The organism is Nostoc sp. XA010 (assembly GCF_020829625.1).
GTDB lineage: Bacteria > Cyanobacteriota > Cyanobacteriia > Cyanobacteriales > Nostocaceae > Nostoc.
In genome coordinates this window covers 43,793-62,073 of record NZ_JAIVFX010000025.1, presented here as the reverse complement: position 1 = coordinate 62,073, position 18,281 = coordinate 43,793, and the positions used below count along the sequence as shown (strand labels likewise).

Annotated in this window: 15 protein-coding genes; 8 read left to right on the top strand and 7 right to left on the bottom strand. The window is 43.1% G+C overall.

All coding sequences use genetic code 11. The features are described from left to right. The first annotated feature begins 73 nt into the window (after positions 1-73). Positions 74-460 carry a hypothetical protein gene (locus tag LC608_RS26600; protein WP_229556443.1) on the top strand — a complete coding sequence of 129 codons (387 nt, stop codon included), beginning with the start codon at positions 74-76 and terminating at the stop codon, positions 458-460. 47 nt (positions 461-507) lie between these two features. Here LC608_RS26600 and LC608_RS26595 read toward each other — a convergent pair whose 3' ends face one another. From LC608_RS26595 to LC608_RS26585, 3 genes are all read right to left on the bottom strand, one after another. Continuing rightward, on the bottom strand, positions 508-1,779 hold the full coding sequence (locus LC608_RS26595) for a lipid-A-disaccharide synthase (protein ID WP_229556442.1): 1,272 nt from the start codon (positions 1,777-1,779) through the stop codon (positions 508-510). A 77-nt stretch (positions 1,780-1,856) separates the two neighbouring features. Then, entirely contained in the window at positions 1,857-2,054 is a 198-nt protein-coding gene (locus tag LC608_RS26590) for a DUF2283 domain-containing protein (protein ID WP_229556441.1), read from the bottom strand. Beyond that, entirely contained in the window at positions 2,051-2,311 is a 261-nt protein-coding gene (locus tag LC608_RS26585) for a DUF4258 domain-containing protein (RefSeq protein ID WP_229556440.1), read from the bottom strand. The genes LC608_RS26590 and LC608_RS26585 overlap by 4 nt, the downstream gene beginning before the upstream one ends. Positions 2,312-2,907: 596 nt before the next feature. Between LC608_RS26585 and LC608_RS26580 the strand changes: the two genes are divergently transcribed. The 3 genes from LC608_RS26580 (at position 2,908) to LC608_RS26570 (ending at position 8,890) form a co-directional block, all read left to right on the top strand. Then, positions 2,908-6,894: a magnesium chelatase subunit H gene (locus LC608_RS26580; RefSeq protein WP_229556439.1), complete on the top strand. Its 3,987-nt coding sequence runs from the start codon at positions 2,908-2,910 to the stop codon at positions 6,892-6,894. 183 nt (positions 6,895-7,077) lie between these two features. Next, entirely contained in the window at positions 7,078-7,518 is a 441-nt protein-coding gene (locus tag LC608_RS26575) for a hypothetical protein (RefSeq protein ID WP_229556438.1), read from the top strand. 412 nt (positions 7,519-7,930) lie between these two features. After that, positions 7,931-8,890 (top strand): NAD-dependent epimerase/dehydratase family protein, encoded by a 960-nt coding sequence (locus LC608_RS26570; protein ID WP_229556437.1) that lies wholly within the window; start codon positions 7,931-7,933, stop codon positions 8,888-8,890. A gap of 52 nt (positions 8,891-8,942) precedes the next feature. Here the strand turns inward: LC608_RS26570 and LC608_RS26565 are convergent, their stop codons facing one another. Beyond that, complete coding sequence (locus LC608_RS26565; protein ID WP_229556436.1) at positions 8,943-9,305, bottom strand: hypothetical protein; 363 nt, start codon at positions 9,303-9,305, stop codon at positions 8,943-8,945. Between the two features lie 284 nt (positions 9,306-9,589). Between LC608_RS26565 and LC608_RS26560 the strand changes: the two genes are divergently transcribed. The 3 genes from LC608_RS26560 to LC608_RS26550 all read left to right on the top strand — a co-directional run bounded on the left by LC608_RS26560 (position 9,590) and on the right by LC608_RS26550 (position 10,591). Beyond that, the gene (locus LC608_RS26560) at positions 9,590-9,814 is read left to right on the top strand and encodes a hypothetical protein (RefSeq protein WP_229556435.1); all 225 of its coding nucleotides are present in this window, start codon (positions 9,590-9,592) and stop codon (positions 9,812-9,814) included. A 94-nt stretch (positions 9,815-9,908) separates the two neighbouring features. After that, on the top strand, positions 9,909-10,235 hold the full coding sequence (locus tag LC608_RS26555) for a DUF433 domain-containing protein (protein ID WP_229486046.1): 327 nt from the start codon (positions 9,909-9,911) through the stop codon (positions 10,233-10,235). A 2-nt stretch (positions 10,236-10,237) separates the two neighbouring features. After that, positions 10,238-10,591, top strand: coding sequence for a DUF5615 family PIN-like protein (locus LC608_RS26550; RefSeq protein ID WP_229556434.1), 354 nt, complete (start codon positions 10,238-10,240; stop codon positions 10,589-10,591). A 485-nt stretch (positions 10,592-11,076) separates the two neighbouring features. Here the strand turns inward: LC608_RS26550 and LC608_RS26545 are convergent, their stop codons facing one another. The 3 genes from LC608_RS26545 to LC608_RS26535 all read right to left on the bottom strand — a co-directional run bounded on the left by LC608_RS26545 (position 11,077) and on the right by LC608_RS26535 (position 15,789). After that, positions 11,077-11,385 carry a type II toxin-antitoxin system VapC family toxin gene (locus tag LC608_RS26545; RefSeq protein WP_229556433.1) on the bottom strand — a complete coding sequence of 103 codons (309 nt, stop codon included), beginning with the start codon at positions 11,383-11,385 and terminating at the stop codon, positions 11,077-11,079. Between the two features lie 74 nt (positions 11,386-11,459). Then, positions 11,460-11,711, bottom strand: a complete 252-nt coding sequence (locus LC608_RS26540) for a type II toxin-antitoxin system Phd/YefM family antitoxin (RefSeq protein ID WP_229556432.1) — start codon at positions 11,709-11,711, stop codon at positions 11,460-11,462. 103 nt (positions 11,712-11,814) lie between these two features. Continuing rightward, a complete protein-coding gene (locus tag LC608_RS26535; RefSeq protein WP_229556431.1) occupies positions 11,815-15,789 on the bottom strand; it encodes a DUF2157 domain-containing protein in 3,975 nt (1,324 codons plus the stop codon). 351 nt (positions 15,790-16,140) lie between these two features. Here LC608_RS26535 and LC608_RS26530 point away from each other — a divergent pair, with 351 nt between their 5' ends. Then, positions 16,141-18,252 (top strand): TIGR00300 family protein, encoded by a 2,112-nt coding sequence (locus LC608_RS26530; RefSeq protein WP_229556430.1) that lies wholly within the window; start codon positions 16,141-16,143, stop codon positions 18,250-18,252. The last annotated feature ends 29 nt before the right edge of the window (positions 18,253-18,281 follow it).

The following is an 18,281-nucleotide window of genomic DNA, read 5'->3' as shown; positions in this document are numbered from 1 at the left end:
TAAAATTGCACAAGAGGTTTATTTAGCATCTACTAAAAGCTAAAGTCAACCCTTTGCAGGACTCCCATAAGCAATGCTGACTGAAATTTTGCCTTTCCGCTTTGAGTTAGACACGATCGCGATCGCCGGAGCGAGTTTGTGGTCATTGGCCCTATATCTAGGTTTATCAAGAGTCAATGAATGGGTAATCGAGCAACTTAATCGCTGGTTTAACTTTGCCGAGCGATCGCTTTATACCAGCCAGTCAGAATTTGAAAAGACTCGTAAAGCCAGAGAATCCCAAAACTCTTTCTACGCTTCATTATTTAGCATTGTGCCTTTTTTGGTAGTTGGTGCTTTATGTAACTGGGTTTTGGAAATTAGTTTAGGTGAAAGTTGGGGAATTAGTACAGGTATATTAGCTTGTATGGGCGCTGGCATTTATGAACTTGGGCGCAGGGATGGAGAATCTTCCGATTAGGTAGAGAAGAAAGTGAAGGAATAATTTTGAATTGTTCCCCACTCCCCCTACTTCCCAATTTCCTCACCAACAATCTGTGCTATCTTCTGGGCTGCACCGCTTTCACCACGAATATTACGGAGTTTGGCGCGGATATGAGCCAATTTTTCTGGATGGGCTAATAAGTCTAAAACCATTTCCCCAATTTCTTGCGGTTGAAGTTTACCCATAAGTTCTGGCACTATCTCTTCCTGTGCCCAGATATTTGGCCATGCTAATAAACCTTTGCGTCTCACAAATCTTAGGAATAACCAATTAATCACATTGGTAAAGGGCGTACCTACCACTGGCAGATTTGCCAACAAACCAGGTAAACCATCCCAAGCACGCATGGCATCAAGTTGCTGTGTTGGCAGCAAAACAATCATTGGCATTCCTAAAGCACCGAGTTCGGCAGTGTTTGCCCCCACCGTAGTCAAGCAGAGACAGCACTGGGATAATAAGTGATATGCAGGGTTTTCTTGCCACAGTTCCACAGTTAAGCCTGTTGTTGTTTTGAGAAATGCCTTGACTGTAGCATCCTTTGGGACAACTAAAGAAGCGCCGCCAAAGCCAAATGTTTCAGCAATAGGGTTCTTTTGGGGATCGGCAAAACTAGCTAAAGTTTGTAAATCCAAAGTTGGGGCTAGAGGAATCACAAATTTAGTTTGAGGTCTTTTTGCATGAACGTATTCAGCAATGCCTAGACCTAATGGTACTCCTTGGGCTAATTTTGCAGCTTTTGAACCAGGGAGTAAACCAATGATTGGAGAGTGGGGAGTAGGGAGTAGGGAGTAGGCAGTTTTGACTTGTTCTTGTGTTTCTACCATCAAATCACCGACAACGGTGAATTTGTGAGCATATTTCTGGGGGACACCCGCAGCAACTTCAGCTTTCATTACGCCAAAGCGATCAATCCAGTTATGCCAACGGGCTGACCATTCAGCGTAAACTACTGTGCGATATCCGAGTTTTTTGCCTATGACTACGGGGAAAATTTGATCGCCACCGAGGAAAACAACTACACCGTGACTTCTCCAGTCCCAATTATCAAATGTTTTACCCCAAAGCAAAAATTGCCAAAAATGCTCTGCTGGCTGTACTCTATCTACTTCTGGGTAAGAAAGAGCGATCGCAGCTTCTTTACCACTAGCATTTGAGCAAGGCGATAATACCACAGAAATCCTTATTAAAGAAGGGTCATTCCCTAGTTCTTGCCGCAACGCCTTGACTACTGGACGCACCCAAGTTGTTACTTCACCTGGGCCATTTGAAAGGATGAGAATATCTACGTGAGTCATTAGTTAATCGTACATTCAGCAAGTTCGCGATCGCTTAAAGGGCAAGAAAAGCTGTAATCTAATACAATACATATCAATTATGTAGAAATCGAATACTCTAGGGAACGTGGATTATCGATTCTTTTGGAAGCATCTAATATTTCTAGCCCGATAATATTTCCGTCTTCATCGTAATCTAAAATTACCCCTGGCTTTTCTTCGTCACTATCCTCTATAGGTACATCACTCAATATAATTCTTAATATATCTACTTCTGGGTTATAGGTAATTTTCATATTTCTCTCCAGTATTTTTCAATCTTACTAGTTTTATATACGGTTATTACAACTGCTGGGTCAATATCATCTACTACGATAACGCGCAGCAAGAATGTTTTCCCACTACCAAAGTCAATTTTTGACTGGTAGACTTTTCTGCCTTCCTTTTCTGAGACTACTTGCCCAGGAGCATTAAGAACAGATTCAACTAAAGCTTGAGGTATATTTCTTCGCTCCATCTCTATCTGTGCATGGCGAGAAATTTTATAGTTCATTTTTACCCTGTTTGCTTATCAAGCATGGTCTGACTGAGGCAGAAAATTAATATTAATTGCTTTTACAATTATCTAAATTTTAAATTATTTAATTCATCTTCCAAAAAATCTAAATATTGAGAAGTTGGAATTTTCATACTAATCAAAAATACTATCTTACTATTTTAAATATTTATATTAGTTATATTAACAGCTGCTTTATCAGGCGATAAATCTAAGCCTGAAACCTTTATCGACTGATTCTTATACCCCGCATCATCGAGCCATTCATAAATATTTCGCCCATTTTCTAACTTTTCATCAGACTTTAATTTTTTAAATGACTTAAAATCGCTAAATAGTTATTTAACTATTAAAAATAAGTATTACAAAAAATTTACAAACAAGTGAGTGGGTACTTTTAAAGATAGTCAACAATTACAAAGAAATATTTCGTTTTTTATATCGATTTGTATCAGATACACGATAAAATGCCCACTGGGCAAGCGTTTTCTGATAAAAAACACATATTGCCTAAAAATCACAAAGTTACCTGTGGCTGATGATGCCGCTAGTAACTTCCTTCAGAGAACACGCATCAAAGGAGCCAAAGAAGCATGTTCACACACGTCAAGTCCACCATTAGACACATTGCGCCTGATAACTTACGCGGACGTAATTTAATCAAGGTGGTCTATGTCGTGCTTGAGTCCCAGTACCAGAGTGCTTTGTCGCAAGCGGTTCGCACGATTAACGCGAACAATCCCAACTTGGCGATTGAAATCAGTGGGTACTTGATTGAGGAACTCCGCGACCCAGAGAACTATGAGGAGTTCAAACGAGAAATTGAGAGTGCGAATATCTTCATCGCTTCCCTCATTTTTATCGAAGACTTAGCACAGAAAGTAGTAGCAGCAGTAGAACCACACCGCGATCATCTAGACGTTTCTGTTGTCTTTCCCTCGATGCCAGAAGTAATGCGCCTGAGTAAAATGGGCAGCTTTTCTTTGGCACAGTTGGGTCAGTCAAAAAGTGCGATCGCGCAATTCATGCGGAAACGCAAAGAAAAATCCGGTGCGGGATTCCAAGATGGGATGCTGAAGCTTTTGCGAACCCTGCCGCAAGTGCTGAAGTTTTTACCAATGGATAAAGCACAGGATGCCCGAAATTTCATGCTCAGTTTTCAGTATTGGCTAGGTGGTTCTCCAGAAAATCTGGAAAACTTCTTGCTGATGCTAGCTGATAAATACGTATTTAAAGGTTTAGACAAACAAAATTTTGCACCTTCTACATACGAACAGCCTGTGGTTTATCCCGATTTAGGGATTTGGCATCCTTTGGCTCCCAGTATGTTTGAAGATGTCAGAGAGTACCTTAATTGGTACACAGCTCGTAAGGATATTTCTAGCGATCTCAAAGATCCTTTAGCTCCCTGTGTCGGCTTAGTATTGCAACGTACTCACCTAGTTACAGGGGATGATGCCCATTATGTAGCAATGGTGCAGGAGTTGGAAGCACTAGGCGCACGGGTATTACCTGTGTTTGCTGGCGGTTTGGATTTCTCCAAGCCTGTGGAAGCCTACTTCTATGAACCAAATACCAACACACAGTTGGTAGATGCAGTGATATCGCTGACTGGTTTTGCTTTAGTCGGTGGCCCAGCCAGACAAGACCATCCCAAGGCAATTGAGGCACTCAAACGCTTAAACCGCCCTTATATGGTGGCGTTACCCTTAGTATTCCAAACCACAGAAGAGTGGATGGATAGCGATTTAGGCTTGCATCCTATTCAAGTAGCTTTGCAAATTGCAATTCCTGAATTGGATGGCGCAATTGAGCCGATAATTTTATCAGGTAGAGATGGGACTACAGGCAAAGCGATCGCACTACGCGATCGGGTTGAAGCTGTAGCCGAACGCGCTTTAAAATGGGCTAACCTCCGCCGCAAACCGAAGCTGGAGAAAAAAGTCGCCATCACCGTTTTCAGTTTCCCGCCAGATAAAGGCAACGTGGGAACCGCCGCTTACTTGGATGTATTCGGCTCAATCTACGAGGTGATGAAAGCCCTTAAGAATAACGGCTACGACTTACCAGAATTGCCAGAATCCGCCGAAGCGTTGATGCAAGAAGTCATCCATGACGCTCAAGCGCAGTACAATAGCCCAGAACTGAACGTTGCTTACAAAATGTCGGTTCCTGAGTATGAGGCACTTACCCCTTACTCTCAACGCCTAGAGGAAAACTGGGGCCCACCTCCCGGACATCTCAACAGCGATGGGCAAAACCTGCTAATTTATGGTAAGCAATTCGGTAACCTCTTCATCGGTGTCCAACCAACATTTGGTTACGAAGGCGATCCGATGCGGCTGTTGTTCTCCCGTTCAGCTAGTCCTCACCACGGTTTTGCTGCTTACTACACTTACCTAGAGCAAGTTTGGAAAGCTGATGCTGTACTGCACTTTGGTACACACGGTTCCTTGGAATTCATGCCAGGTAAACAGATGGGGATGTCTGGTGATTGTTATCCAGATAACTTGATTGGCTCAATTCCCAACTTGTATTACTACGCAGCTAATAATCCGAGTGAAGCGACAATTGCCAAACGTCGGAGTTATGCCGAAACAATTTCTTACTTGACACCGCCGGCAGAAAATGCTGGTTTGTATAAAGGTTTGAAGGAACTCAGCGAATTAATTGCTTCCTACCAAACCTTGAAAGATAGTGGACGCGGTGTTTCGATTGTCAACAGCATCATGGATAAATGCCGGATCGTGAATCTGGATAAGGATATTAACCTGCCAGAAACCGATGCCAGAGACATGAGTACTGACGATCGCGATAATATTGTTGGCAACGTCTACCGCAAGTTGATGGAAATCGAGTCGCGGTTGCTGCCTTGTGGTTTGCACGTCATTGGGAAACCGCCAAGTGCAGAAGAAGCGATCGCAACTCTCGTCAACATTGCTAGTCTAGATCGTCAAGAAGAAGGAATTCAAGGCTTGCCGGGAATTATTGCTAACAGCATTGGGCGTAAAATTGACGATATTTACCAAAATAGCGATCGAGGCATTTTACAAGATGTCCAGTTATTGCAAGATATCACCTTAGCAACCCGTGCAGCAGTTACCGCCCTTGTGCATGAGCAAATTGACGCTGAAGGTCGAGTTTCTCTAGTTTCCCGGTTGAATTTCTTCAACATGGGTAAAAAAGAACCTTGGGTGGAATCATTGCATAAAGCAGGTTATCCCAAAGTTGATAGCGCAGCCCTAAAACCCCTGTTTGAATATTTAGAATTCTGCCTGCAACAAGTTTGTGCCGACAACGAACTAGGGGCATTACTCAGAGGCTTGGAAGGTGAATACATCCTACCCGGCCCTGGTGGCGATCCCATCCGCAACCCGGATGTATTGCCCACAGGTAAGAATATCCATGCTTTAGATCCGCAATCCATCCCCACAACAGCAGCAGTCCAATCAGCCAAAATCGTTGTAGATAGGCTTTTGGCACGTAACAAGGCAGAAAACGAAGGAAAATGGCCAGAAACCATCGCCTGCGTCCTTTGGGGAACCGATAATATCAAAACTTACGGTGAATCCCTAGCGCAAATTATGTGGATGGTGGGTGTGCGTCCAGTTCCCGATGCCTTGGGACGGGTGAACAAGTTGGAATTGATATCTCTAGAAGAGTTGGGACGCCCCAGAATTGATGTGGTAATCAACTGTTCTGGTGTATTCCGCGACTTGTTCATCAACCAAATGAACCTGCTAGATCAAGGGGTGAAGATGGCAGCTGAGGCGGATGAACCCTTAGAAATGAACTTTGTTCGCAAACACGCTTTGCAGCAAGCTGAAGATATGGGGATTAATCTGCGTCAAGCAGCGACGCGCGTTTTCTCCAATGCTTCTGGTTCCTACTCGTCAAATATCAACTTGGCGGTAGAAAACAGCACTTGGGATAGCGAAGCCGAGTTGCAGGAAATGTATCTCAACCGGAAATCCTTCTCCTTCAATTCCGATAACCCCGGAATCATGGATGAATCGCGGCAGATTTTTGAAAGCACATTAAAAACTGCTGATGCAACCTTCCAAAATTTGGATTCTTCCGAGATTAGCTTAACGGACGTTTCTCATTACTTTGATTCAGATCCCACTAAGCTAGTGGCAAGTCTGCGGGGTGATGGTAAAAAACCAGCATCTTATATTGCAGATACAACTACAGCTAACGCCCAAGTGCGGACATTATCAGAAACCGTGCGTTTGGATGCGCGTACCAAATTATTAAATCCCAAGTGGTACGAGGGGATGCTGTCTCACGGTTACGAAGGTGTGCGCGAACTCTCCAAGCGGTTGGTGAATACAACAGGTTGGAGTGCGACAGCCGGCGCTGTGGATAACTGGATTTATGAGGATACTAACGAAACCTTCATTAAAGATGAAGAAATGCAGAAACGGTTGTTGAACCTTAATCCCCATTCTTTCCGCAAGATTGTATCAACTTTGTTGGAAGTGAATGGACGCGGTTATTGGGAGACTAGCGAGGATAATTTAGATCGTCTGCGCGAGTTGTACCAAGAGGTTGAAGACCGAATTGAAGGGATAGACTAGGATTACATGGGCAGGCTTTATGCCTGCCTTAACAATAAATGACTTAATGATTATGATGAATACTATTCTTCAATAATTCTATCAAGTACTGATTTTCATAAAACCTTCCAAAAAGATTTAGAAAAAATTGAAGCTTTACTTCACGCTGAAGTAACTGCCAACATATTACAACCTTTACATCAGATGATAACACTTGATAAGGATGAGGTACAGCAATGTTTGTTTAGATTGCTCTATATCAATGTGATTACCGCTTTAGAGACTTTTTTATCAGATGCTTTTATTAATACCCTTCTAAAGGAGCGTGTACTAATTAGAAAATTTGTTGAGTCGAATCCAGAGTTTGCAAAATATAAATTCTCTTTAAATGAGTTATTTGTTAAGGTTGATAAGATTAATGATGAAGTTAAGAAATATCTCTCATCACAAGTGTGGCATAACCTAGAAAAGGTTAAACCAATGTACAAACACACTTTTGATATAGAATTTACAGAAGATTTGAAGGAGCTTTTTAAAGCAATTAAGAAGAGACACGGTTTTGTGCATCGTAACGGGAAGTCAAAGAACAGAGAAGAAATAAGACTTATCCCTCTTTTGTCACTTTCAGTAGAGAATAATTTGTAACCCTTGCCCAGATAGGATTTTAACGTAGAGCTTTCTTTGAAGGTTTCTATAAGCTTGCGATCGCTAATCTTCTCACTAAATCTAGGTTTCATCATTTAGCCCCAATTTTTATTTCCCCAGAGTGGCAAAAGAGGGATTAAATAACATTGAAACTTTTCCAATATAATTACAATATTTACAGCAGATTTAAAATTGGTGAGGTACACAAGCTAAATCTCTTACCCTGGTATAAAGAGTGTTTTACGTCTGAATTCTGAATTCTGAATTCTGAATTCTGCTGTAAGTATTTATGATAGTTTTTTAACAATTTAAATAATTGAGTAAAAAATCATCTTCAAGTAATGACGATTATTGATTACAATTATGAATCTGTGAATATAGAAAATAATTAAAATATCGAAAAATAGACAACATGGCTAAAATTATTGTTACTGGAGCTGCTGGCTTTATTGGCTCTCATTTTGTAGAAACATTGCTGCAACAAGGAGAAGAAGTGATTGGGATTGATGAATTCAATGATTACTACGATCCGATGTTAAAACGTAAAAATATTGCACATTTACATCAGTTACCTGGCTTTACATTAATTGAAGGAGATATGCAGTTTTTAGATTGGCAAAAACTCCTAAAAGATGTTGATATAGTTTACCATCAAGCGGCGCAAGCAGGTGTTAGAGCAAGTTGGGGTAAAGCTTTTCGAGGTTATACAGAACGAAATATTAACGCTACACAAGTTTTGCTAGAAGCAGCTAAGGATGCTAAACACCTGAAAAGGTTAGTGTTTGCGTCTTCATCTAGTATATATGGTGATGCAGAAACGTTACCTACCCATGAGGGAATTTGTCCTAAACCAGTTTCTCCTTACGGCATTACGAAACTAGCTGCGGAGTTTTTATGTGAACTATATCACAAAAACTTTGGCGTCCCCTGTGTGACGTTGCGCTATTTTACCGTATATGGCCCCAAACAGCGCCCAGATATGGCATTTCATAAGTTCTTTAAATCGATTTTGCAGGATGAGGCGATTCCTATTTACGGCGATGGACAGCAAACGCGAGAGTTTACGTTTGTTAGTGATGTCATCGCCGCCAATTTAGCTGCCGCCTCCACACCTGAAGCAGTGGGAGAAATCTTTAATATCGGTGGCGGTAGCAGGGTAATTTTAGCAGAAGTCTTGGATACGATTGAAGAAATTGTTGGGAAATCAATTAAAAGAAACCACATAGAAAAAGCGATGGGAGACGCGCGCCACACGGCGGCTGATGTATCTAAAGCAAAGAAAATTCTTGGATATCAGCCGCAAGTTTCCTTGAGAGAAGGTTTGATACAGGAATGGGAGTGGGTAAAATCTTTGTATTCCCTATCTTCTTAATTTTCTTTATCTCCCTCATCTTCTTAACTTTGACTTTTCAAGAGTCTTGGTGTTAGCTGGTAGTCAAAACAACACCTTGGCGTACAGCACGCTTGCGATCGCTTTTACGAGTACCACCAGCCATCTGATACTCATAGCTATTTTTACCAAACTTATGAGCAACACCAAGCAAAATCTTTTCAGAATAGTCTGCCAAATCTCTTTCATTTTCGGTGATTTGGGTTAATAAAATATCAATAGTAGAGAGAGTGGTGTTGTAGGCTTCCAAAGATTGACGGAGACTGGCAATTTTGTTTGTATAATCTTTAGCCGTTAAATTATCTCCTACATCTAGAGTAAGACTGATAGATTTAATACTTGCCAAGCGCATCTCAGCTTTGCTAAGAATACGTGAATCGCGTTTGTGCCTTGCCATAATTAATACTCCTTCACCTGAAAAATAACCTAAATTTTTAGTAATTCTATAGTGGACAATTTTTTACACGGTTGTCCTGCGTAAAATTGTTGATTTTTCTTCAGAAAACTAAAATTTGAGTAATTTCAGCAATTTTTATTCCCCTTCTCCCTTTTATAACCGCAGTTGCTCTTTACTCACGACTCATGACTTAGCACTGAGTTAAAGGAGAAGTCGCTAGAGGAAAAACGGAAGTTCTTACAGAGAAGACGGAAGTTGCTACAGACTGCGCGAAACACTGAAACGTGAAGACAGAAGTTCTTGCAGAGAAGACGGAAGTTGCTACAGACTGCGCGAAACACCGAAACGTGAAGACAGAAGTTCTTACAGAGAAGGCGGAAGTTGCTACAGACTGCGCGAAACACCGAAACATGAAGACAGAAGTTCTTGCAGGCAAGGCGGAAGTTGCTACAGACTGCGCGAAACACCGAAACGTCAACCCTGGAGCAATATTTTTTGATGGATACTAACGAATTTTATTAGGATTTACGCATGAGTTACGGATTGGTTCTTACCTATAATGGAGAACAATCGTCATCTCAAGTATTCAGCTTGATACCCACAATGACACTCAAAGAGCTACAACCTCAACTTTTAGCCCTGTCTTTGGAAGAAAAGGCACAGGCAATTCAGATTTTGGCGGCGAGTCTGGGCAATGGGTTGATTGGCATTGAGAAAACACCAGGGGTGATGGGGGGCGATGCCTGTATTCGGCAGACTCGGATTCCGGTTTGGCTGTTGGTAAGCCTGCGCCATCAAGGGGCAAGTGAAGCCTATTTGTTAGAAGATTACCCGACGCTAACTGCTGCTGATTTGGTAAATGCATGGCTGTATGCAGAGGTTTATCCTGAAGAAATTGAAGCAGCGATTGCACGGCAAGAGGCGGCTTAAGGGTGGTATTGCTTTATGCTGATGAAGGGTTTCCCAAAGTGGTTACGGGGCTACTGCGTCAATTCGGTCACGATGTGCTGACGGTACAAGAAGCAGGGCAAGCCAACCAAAAAATTCCTGATGACCAAGTGCTTGTATTGGCGACGATTCAGGGGCGGGCTGTGTTGACAGTAAATCGAGATGATTTTATCCGCTTGCATCGCATGAGTCCAGATCATGCAGGTATCATTGTTTGCACAGAGGATTTGGATCGGCAGCGATTAGCCACCCGGATTCATAAGGCAATTGCGGCTGAAGAATCTTTGTTTGGAAAACTGATACGAGTCAATCGTCCGCCTGCTAAGAAAAGTAGATAAGGTGAAGCGCGATCGCTCCTGATCGTAAGGTACGTTAACAGTAATAGAAGCTATTACTGTTAACTCCTACTTTTTGATCAATCTATACAGTTAGTTGCCTCATAATAGCACTATTGTATAGACCTACCAATTTCCTAACTGCGCTGCTAACTCAGCGCTTTCCTTATCTAACTATCTTTTCATAAACCTACCCCACTATTCTAAAAATCCCTACTTATTTTTGTAAATGTGCTTGAAAACCTTGATTTTTGGTTCTTTGTTATCCAGCTGCGAGTAGCAAGGTAATGGGGTAAGTTTGCAGTCTAGTTTCCCATAAAATTATCAGTGGTATGATATAGGCGGCTTGCTGCCAAGGTCTTTTAGACCAACCCCAACTTTCCCAAGGCAGAATATAGAGAAAATAGGCTACCACACACGCGATCGCTCATAATCGTAAGGTAGGTTAACAGTGCGACCGGACTGCGGTTGATCGCAGGTTCTTATACTTACCAATAACGAGTGACTGGATAATTGTCTAGCGCTGCATCCACGCTAATGATCGGGATCTTTTCTGTGAGTGCTTGGGCAACCAAAAGCCGATCAAAAGGATCTTTATGATGAAAGGGCAGAGTCACGATCACGGCTGCATGAGCAACTTTAATCGGTAATATTTCCAATTCATTAACTTGGATTTGATGCTCCATCCATGTTTCAAAATTTCCAGGAATTTGATACTTACCAATACTAACTTTGATGGCAATTTCCCAATAGGAAGCAGGACTGAGCAAGATATCATTTAAGGGATCGACAATCAAATCAGAGGCGACTTAACTAAGGGCGCGATCCTTGAGTACAAACCAGAGGAATGCCTGAGTATCGAGCAGAAACTTCATGGCATATAGTCGTGAAAGTCTTCCAAGTGCGTTTCATCTTCGGATAGAATGGTTAGGGTTCCAATTGCACTACCAGGCTGGCGAGGTTTCCGGGGTGATTGGCGTTCGCCAATCAGTCTGGCGACAGTGCGTAGGCGTAGCCCGTCGTAGACATCGCCGGAAAAAATCTCCACTTCTTCACCGGGTTGCAGACTTGCAATCAGTTCGGGTAAACGAAGTTGAGCTTCTGTTAATGGAATTCGTGTCATTGTTTTATACTTCTATGCCATCGCTCTTTTTTAATTTTACAGATATCTTGAATTTGGGTGATCGCCTGTCTAATTAGTTCAACCCTTAGCTTAATATAAACCCCTATTCCCATGATTGAAATTCATCAATGGCGCTACGAATTAAGGAAGTTATTTGAGCGCGACGGGTTTCAAAGTTAGCGGCGATATAAATCAGGAGGATACCAACTAGCAAGCCAACAACCCATTTTAAAAAGGAGTACTGCAAACTAAAAATGACTGATTGATAGATTGTAGTGATTAAAAAAGTGGCTGTACCAATGTAGAGAAAAGCCCTCACTCGCAAAGCTAATCCGGCAAAAATGGCGATGAGGCTGAAAATTCCAGGTATCCAGGCTGCATTTTGATTAAATAAAATTGCCCACCCACAAATTAAACCACTACCTAGCAATCTCAGAATATGACGAGCGACTTTATACTCTGGTAGCTTCAGTTGGGTATCTACTTGAGCAACATAAAGCAGTGATAACCCAATGGTTGCTACATACCACAAAGCATCAGTCAGGCGTAAGGAATCAAACCAACGGTAAAGCGCCCAATCAATCAACGCCACACTAATATATGTAAAACGGATGTTTTCACCCACCTTTGCAAGGAAGATGTAAAATCCAGCTGCAAGTAGCAAGGTAATGGGGTAAGTTCGCAGCCTGGTTTCCCATAGAATTATCAATGGTATGATGTAGGCCGCTTGCTGCCAAGGTCTTTTAGACCAACCCCAATTTTCCCAAGGTAAGATGTACAGAAAATAGGCTACCACACAGGCGATCGCACCGTTCCAAGGAACTAATGGCCCAGCCCAAAATTTTCCCACTGCTGTCTCCCGCCAATAAACCCTCATCCCGGCTACCTCTAATAAGCCAAGGTAAACCCACATTTCGGCTATTGTGATTCCTCCAAAAATGCTAGGGGAAATAGGCGAATTTCGTCCTTGAAAGATGGCATAACGAATCAAAAATACCCCTGTTCCCAATCCCACTAAACGGTTAACTCCAATGGGAAGAGGAATCGCAGCCATTAATAAACAGCTACTCCAAGCCCAGTGAATATGGGCAATTCCTTTCAATTCTTGAGGAGTCAGCCGTAAGTAGCTTACCAACCAAGGCGACAGGATGCGGTAAGCATACATAATACTTGCGCCAAGGGCTGACATGGCAATCAATCCATCACCTAATGCTCCTCCTGAAGCTTGTGACATTTGATAGAACAAAAGTTCATAAGCAGAAATTGATACGCCAATAATTCCTAAGTACAGCAGGGGTTTAAAGTCTTCGCGGCGTCGCCCCACGCCAATGATAATTAAAGCTACACCCAAGGAATACAAACCAGTCCATTCGGTGAAGGTGTTCACACGCAGCAATACACTGAATGCAGCATAAATTAATGGCAAAATGTGAAAACTGCTAGGAAGCCTTTCTAATTGATGTCGTCGCCGCCACCACTCGCCGACAAGTTGAGCGGTTAAACCTAAAGCAATATTTGCAATCGCAATCTTAACTATTGATCGTTCCCCAAATCCCAGCCCTTGGGCAGTCAACAATTCCAAAGACCAACCGATGCCATAAAATGCCCAATTTGTCGGTTCTCGCCAACTGCGATAAACAATGGCTACCAAGGTGATTGCAGTGGCAACTAAGTACAAAAATCCAGAAGTAATAAACCCTGAGTAAATTAGTATTGAGTGTACCGTTAAACCAAACAACTCAAAACCACACAAGGCGATCGCCCATTTATCACTGGCGGCCGCATATATAACTGCTAATTCGTTACCGCGTTGGTTCAAAACTGTCCGCGTTAACCATAGAATTAGGATTGCGATCGCTCCGACGACAAACCAACCTGGTAGCGCGAGGCGAGGTAAGCCAGGTACACCTACCCATAACAGCGCCACAATGAAACTCAGAAGAAATCCTTCTGTAATTACCGCAGATATTTGGTTTCGCAAATAGCGCGTATTTGCGAACATCAATCCCGTTCCCACGGCCAAACCGATTAATCTGGTTTCTGGTAGCTGTAAAGTTAGTAACTGGGCAACTCCCACAGCTAATACACTTAAGTAACGGCTAGTAAGGCGACGCTCTATAATTGTGACATTGGCAATACCCGTGAGAGCTATAGGCGTAACTAGCCATAAGACTCCCCAATGAGCTTGTCCATTAGCTATGCCATACCAAGATGATTCTGCATTCATCCACAATAAGAAAAAACTAGCGGCGGCTAATCCTAAACCAATGTCCCATGCACTACGTCGCCATAATCCTTCGCTTAGGCTAAATACCCATTCTGCAACCATCAGAGCTAATAAAATACTTGCCCAGACTTGTTGATTCAGGGTTGGTAATAACCAATTAATGGTAAAGCAAAAAGTCAGCACTCCGATGATGTGAGTTAAATATATCAGGGGAAGGGATGCAGGGGATCGGCGTTGAGTGACGAATGTAAGAGTGATGGTAGAAAATAGCAGATTTAGCGATCGCAATGCCGGATTTACTATAGCGATCGTTGTTAAAAAAGCTCCAAATAAGAGGGTAAGCAGTTCGCCAAATTTAGCCAATTCTTGCTTTTCGGTGCGATGTAGGTTATCTGTGAGCGCCACCATCAAAATTATGTACGGAAATAAAGCTACACCCAGCAACGCCCAAGGTTGATTTTGAGAATTAGTAAGTTGAGTACCAATTGCGATCGCTAATTTCTGTAAGCTATCAGGTACTAATCGCCAACCTAACCAAATCGTCTGCAACCCAATAACGAAAACTGCTGCAAAATCTACCTTTAAACTGTACTGCCGCAGACGACTTCCCACAAACCACAAACCCAAACCACTTACAGCTATTCCTTGCCAAGGATAATTTACTACCGAAACCAGCCAACCCAAGAAGAGTAGAGTACCGCCCAATCTTTCCCAAAGTAACAAGGATGAAGGGAATACAGGAGATGAGGGAGATATTACTGTTACCTCCCCTGCTCCCCCTGCCCCCTGCCCCCTGCCCCCTGCCCTCTTCCTCCCCTCCTGTGCTAACCAAGTTACTAGCCACCCGCAAATACCAATAGCTAACCCCAACTGCGTGACATCTACTCGGACAACAAAAATTGCCCGCACTAGCAGCACTATCAAAGCATAAATAATTACAGTGGCAGCCAAACTAATACTTGATCGGCGGCGTAGGCGTAGCCCGTCGTAGACATCGCGCCGATCTTCTTCACTGATAGCATTAGGCTGTTGGTAATTGTGATAAACGGTAATAATAGTTGTGCCGATCATTGCCACATAAACGGCAATTAAGGGAAATCCTGGTAATTGCCAACCCCAATGCAGATAACTCAGCCCCAGAATATTTATTAGAGGTAATTTGCCGGTAAGTAAATTGGGAAAAATACTGCGATTTTTAGAGAGTAAAACAGTTATAGCAGTGAGAGTAGGACAGGCGATCGCAACTACAATCCAATCCAAAGGATTTTGCCACAATCGAAAGCTATCCATTGCCCAAAAGTTCACTGGCACTAACAAAAGGGTGACAATCAGCAATGTCTGAGCCGTCAATCTAAGGTTGCTTTGCCTAATTGCCCAAAAGCTTAATCCCCAGAAAATCAAAGTATAAGCAAATAAAACTCCATACTGTCCAGAAGCCGGAAACCTCTCCCACTGACTCGCAGCCAGTACCCCAGAGGACACAACTACCAAGAATACCCCTAAAAAAAGTAGCCAACGCACACTCAGTTCTGCCCCCAAAGACTGCAACATTGTGCTGATAAAGTTGGGTTTTGCTGGTTGTTGCTGCGGTTGTCTACGGCTACTAGATTTTAAAGCTGCTACAGGCAACTGCTGTACGGTTTCGGAAGTGACAAACGCTACCTTTGTTTTAGCTTCAGGCTGGGGTTGCAACACCACTGTACACACCAAGAATTCTTGGCATAGCTGCTTAACTTGGGCATCGGATATCAAACCTAAACGCAGCCATATATCTAGTCCTTCTAATAAATGAGGATGGGAGGATGGCAGTCTGATTTCAAATTTTAGCGGGCGCTCAAGGGGCGATGACATAAGCGGCAGCAGTATAAGTATATACTTAATTTTTTACTCAATTAAAGTATATTTTGGCTCTAATTGTGCCACTTATTAGGCTAATTGATATTAATTTTTAACCTACGAGCAATATTTAAAGGGCAAGGGGAGCAGGGGAGGCAGGGGGAGATATTAATGACTAATGACTAATGACTTTTGCCACCTTCTGTACTTATTACCATCTACCAGTAATAGAATTAATAGTGAACCTTTTGTAAAGCCTTCAACTATCAAAAGATAGAAGCTCTAGTAGCAGATTGTACCTAATTTCAGTAGATCGAAAATCTGTATCCCAAATAAGCTAGTATATAAAACGCTTGTAAGATTTTTATGACTTCCTGTATTCGCTTTTTGATGTGCCCTCCTGACCACTACGATGTGGACTATGTGATTAATCCTTGGATGGAAGGAAATATTCACAAGTCATCGCGCGATCGCGCCGTGGAACAGTGGCAGGGACTACACCAGATCCTTAAAGAACACGCCGTTGTAGACTTAGTACCACCTGAAAAAGGTTGGCCAGATTTGGTTTTTACCGCCAACGCTGGCTTGGTACTAGGAGATAATGTTGTCCTCAGTCGCTTTTTACACAAAGAACGTCAGGGAGAAGAGCCTTTCTTCAAACAATGGTTTGAAGCAAATGGTTATACAGTCAATGAACTTCCCAAAGATTTGCCCTTTGAGGGAGCAGGGGACGCACTGCTGGATCGAGAAGGACGCTGGTTATGGGCGGGATACGGTTTCCGCTCGGAATTAGATTCTCACCCTTATTTAGCTAAATGGCTGGATATTGAGGTGCTATCCCTGCGACTCATAGACGAACGTTTCTATCACTTGGATACCTGCTTTTGTCCCCTAGCAAATGGCTATTTGCTATACTATCCAGGCGCTTTTGATTCTTACTCCAACCGCTTAATCGAAATGCGAGTCGCACCCGAAAAGCGAATCGCACTTGAAGAGGCTGATGCAGTCAACTTCGCTTGTAATGCGGTGAATGTCGATAGCATCGTCATCATGAACAAGGCGAGTGAGGTTTTGAAAACCCGCCTTGGAAATGCAGGTTTCAAAGTGTTGGAAACACCGCTTACCGAATTTCTCAAAGCTGGTGGTGCGGCTAAATGCTTAACTTTGCGGGTAACAGAACCAGTTAGAGATGAAATTCATGCCAATGTCTCGGTAGAAAGCCGTGTCATTCGCATGGAGGGACACTTGCTCGACGCAGGCTTAATTAACCGCGCTTTGGATTTGATTATAGACGCTGGGGGAAGCTTCAAAGTCCTGAATTTTAACTTGGGAGAACAGCGCCAAAGTACCTCAGCCGCCGAGGTTAGGGTATCAGCGCCATCTCATGAGGTGATGGAAGAAATCATCTCCCGGTTGATTGATTTGGGTGCTGTAGACTTACCACATGATGAGCGAGACGCTATCTTGGAGCCGGTAATTCAAGATGGTGTTGCACCTGATGATTTCTATGTTAGTACAATTTATCCCACCGAAGTCCGAATTAATGGTCAGTGGGTGAAGGTGGAAAATCAACGGATGGATGGCGCGATCGCAATTACCCAAACTGCCAATGGCTTCGTCGCTCGGTGTAAAATACTCCGCGATTTAAAAGTTGGCGAACAGGTAATTGTAGACGTGTTAGGTATCCGCACCATCCGCAAAACTGAATCGCGGGAACTACGCAGCACCCAAGAATTCAGCTTTATGTCGGCGGGGGTTTCTAGCGAACGGCGCGTGGAATTGGTTGTTGAGCAAGTAGCTTGGGAATTGCGGAAAATCCGCGATGCTGGTGGTAAGGTAGTTGTCACGGCTGGCCCGGTGGTGATTCACACTGGTGGCGGTGAACACTTGGCGCAACTGGTTCGGGAAGGATACGTGCAAGCGTTGCTGGGTGGTAATGCGATCGCAGTTCACGACATCGAGCAAAATATCATGGGCACTTCCTTGGGTGTAGACATGAAGCGGGGTATCGCCGTGCATGGTGGACACCGCCATCACCTGAAGGTAATTAATAGTATCCGCCGTTATGGCAGCATTCCCAAAGCTGTAGAGGCGGGGGCAATTAAAAGTGGCGTAATGTATGAGTGTGTCCACAATAATGTGCCTTTTGTGCTTGCGGGTTCGATTCGGGATGACGGGCCTTTGCCTGATACCGTAATGGATTTGATTCAAGCACAGGAGGAATATGCTAAACACCTAGAAGGTGCGGAGATGATTTTGATGCTGTCATCGATGCTGCACTCCATTGGCGTGGGAAATATGACTCCAGCAGGGGTGAAAATGGTGTGTGTGGATATTAATCCAGCTGTGGTGACTAAGTTAAGCGATCGCGGTTCTGTAGAATCGGTGGGTGTAGTGACAGATGTGGGTTTGTTCCTCAGTCTGTTGATTCAGCAGTTGGATAAGTTGACAAGTCCTTATGTTAATAAGGTAGGTTAGGAAAATAAACCGCAGAGGGCGCAGAGAAA

Excerpts from the sequence above, each read along its gene's own strand:
- LC608_RS26600 (WP_229556443.1), top strand. The coding sequence starts at position 74 with ATGCTGACTGAAATTTTGCCTTTCCGCTTTGAGTTAGACACGATCGCG.
- LC608_RS26595 (WP_229556442.1), bottom strand. The coding sequence starts at position 1,779 with ATGACTCACGTAGATATTCTCATCCTTTCAAATGGCCCAGGTGAAGTA.
- LC608_RS26590 (WP_229556441.1), bottom strand. The coding sequence starts at position 2,054 with ATGAAAATTACCTATAACCCAGAAGTAGATATATTAAGAATTATATTG.
- LC608_RS26585 (WP_229556440.1), bottom strand. The coding sequence starts at position 2,311 with ATGAACTATAAAATTTCTCGCCATGCACAGATAGAGATGGAGCGAAGA.
- LC608_RS26580 (WP_229556439.1), top strand. The coding sequence starts at position 2,908 with ATGTTCACACACGTCAAGTCCACCATTAGACACATTGCGCCTGATAAC.
- LC608_RS26575 (WP_229556438.1), top strand. The coding sequence starts at position 7,078 with ATGATAACACTTGATAAGGATGAGGTACAGCAATGTTTGTTTAGATTG.
- LC608_RS26570 (WP_229556437.1), top strand. The coding sequence starts at position 7,931 with ATGGCTAAAATTATTGTTACTGGAGCTGCTGGCTTTATTGGCTCTCAT.
- LC608_RS26565 (WP_229556436.1), bottom strand. The coding sequence starts at position 9,305 with ATGGCAAGGCACAAACGCGATTCACGTATTCTTAGCAAAGCTGAGATG.
- LC608_RS26555 (WP_229486046.1), top strand. The coding sequence starts at position 9,909 with ATGACACTCAAAGAGCTACAACCTCAACTTTTAGCCCTGTCTTTGGAA.
- LC608_RS26540 (WP_229556432.1), bottom strand. The coding sequence starts at position 11,711 with ATGACACGAATTCCATTAACAGAAGCTCAACTTCGTTTACCCGAACTG.
- LC608_RS26535 (WP_229556431.1), bottom strand. The coding sequence starts at position 15,789 with ATGTCATCGCCCCTTGAGCGCCCGCTAAAATTTGAAATCAGACTGCCA.
- LC608_RS26530 (WP_229556430.1), top strand. The coding sequence starts at position 16,141 with ATGACTTCCTGTATTCGCTTTTTGATGTGCCCTCCTGACCACTACGAT.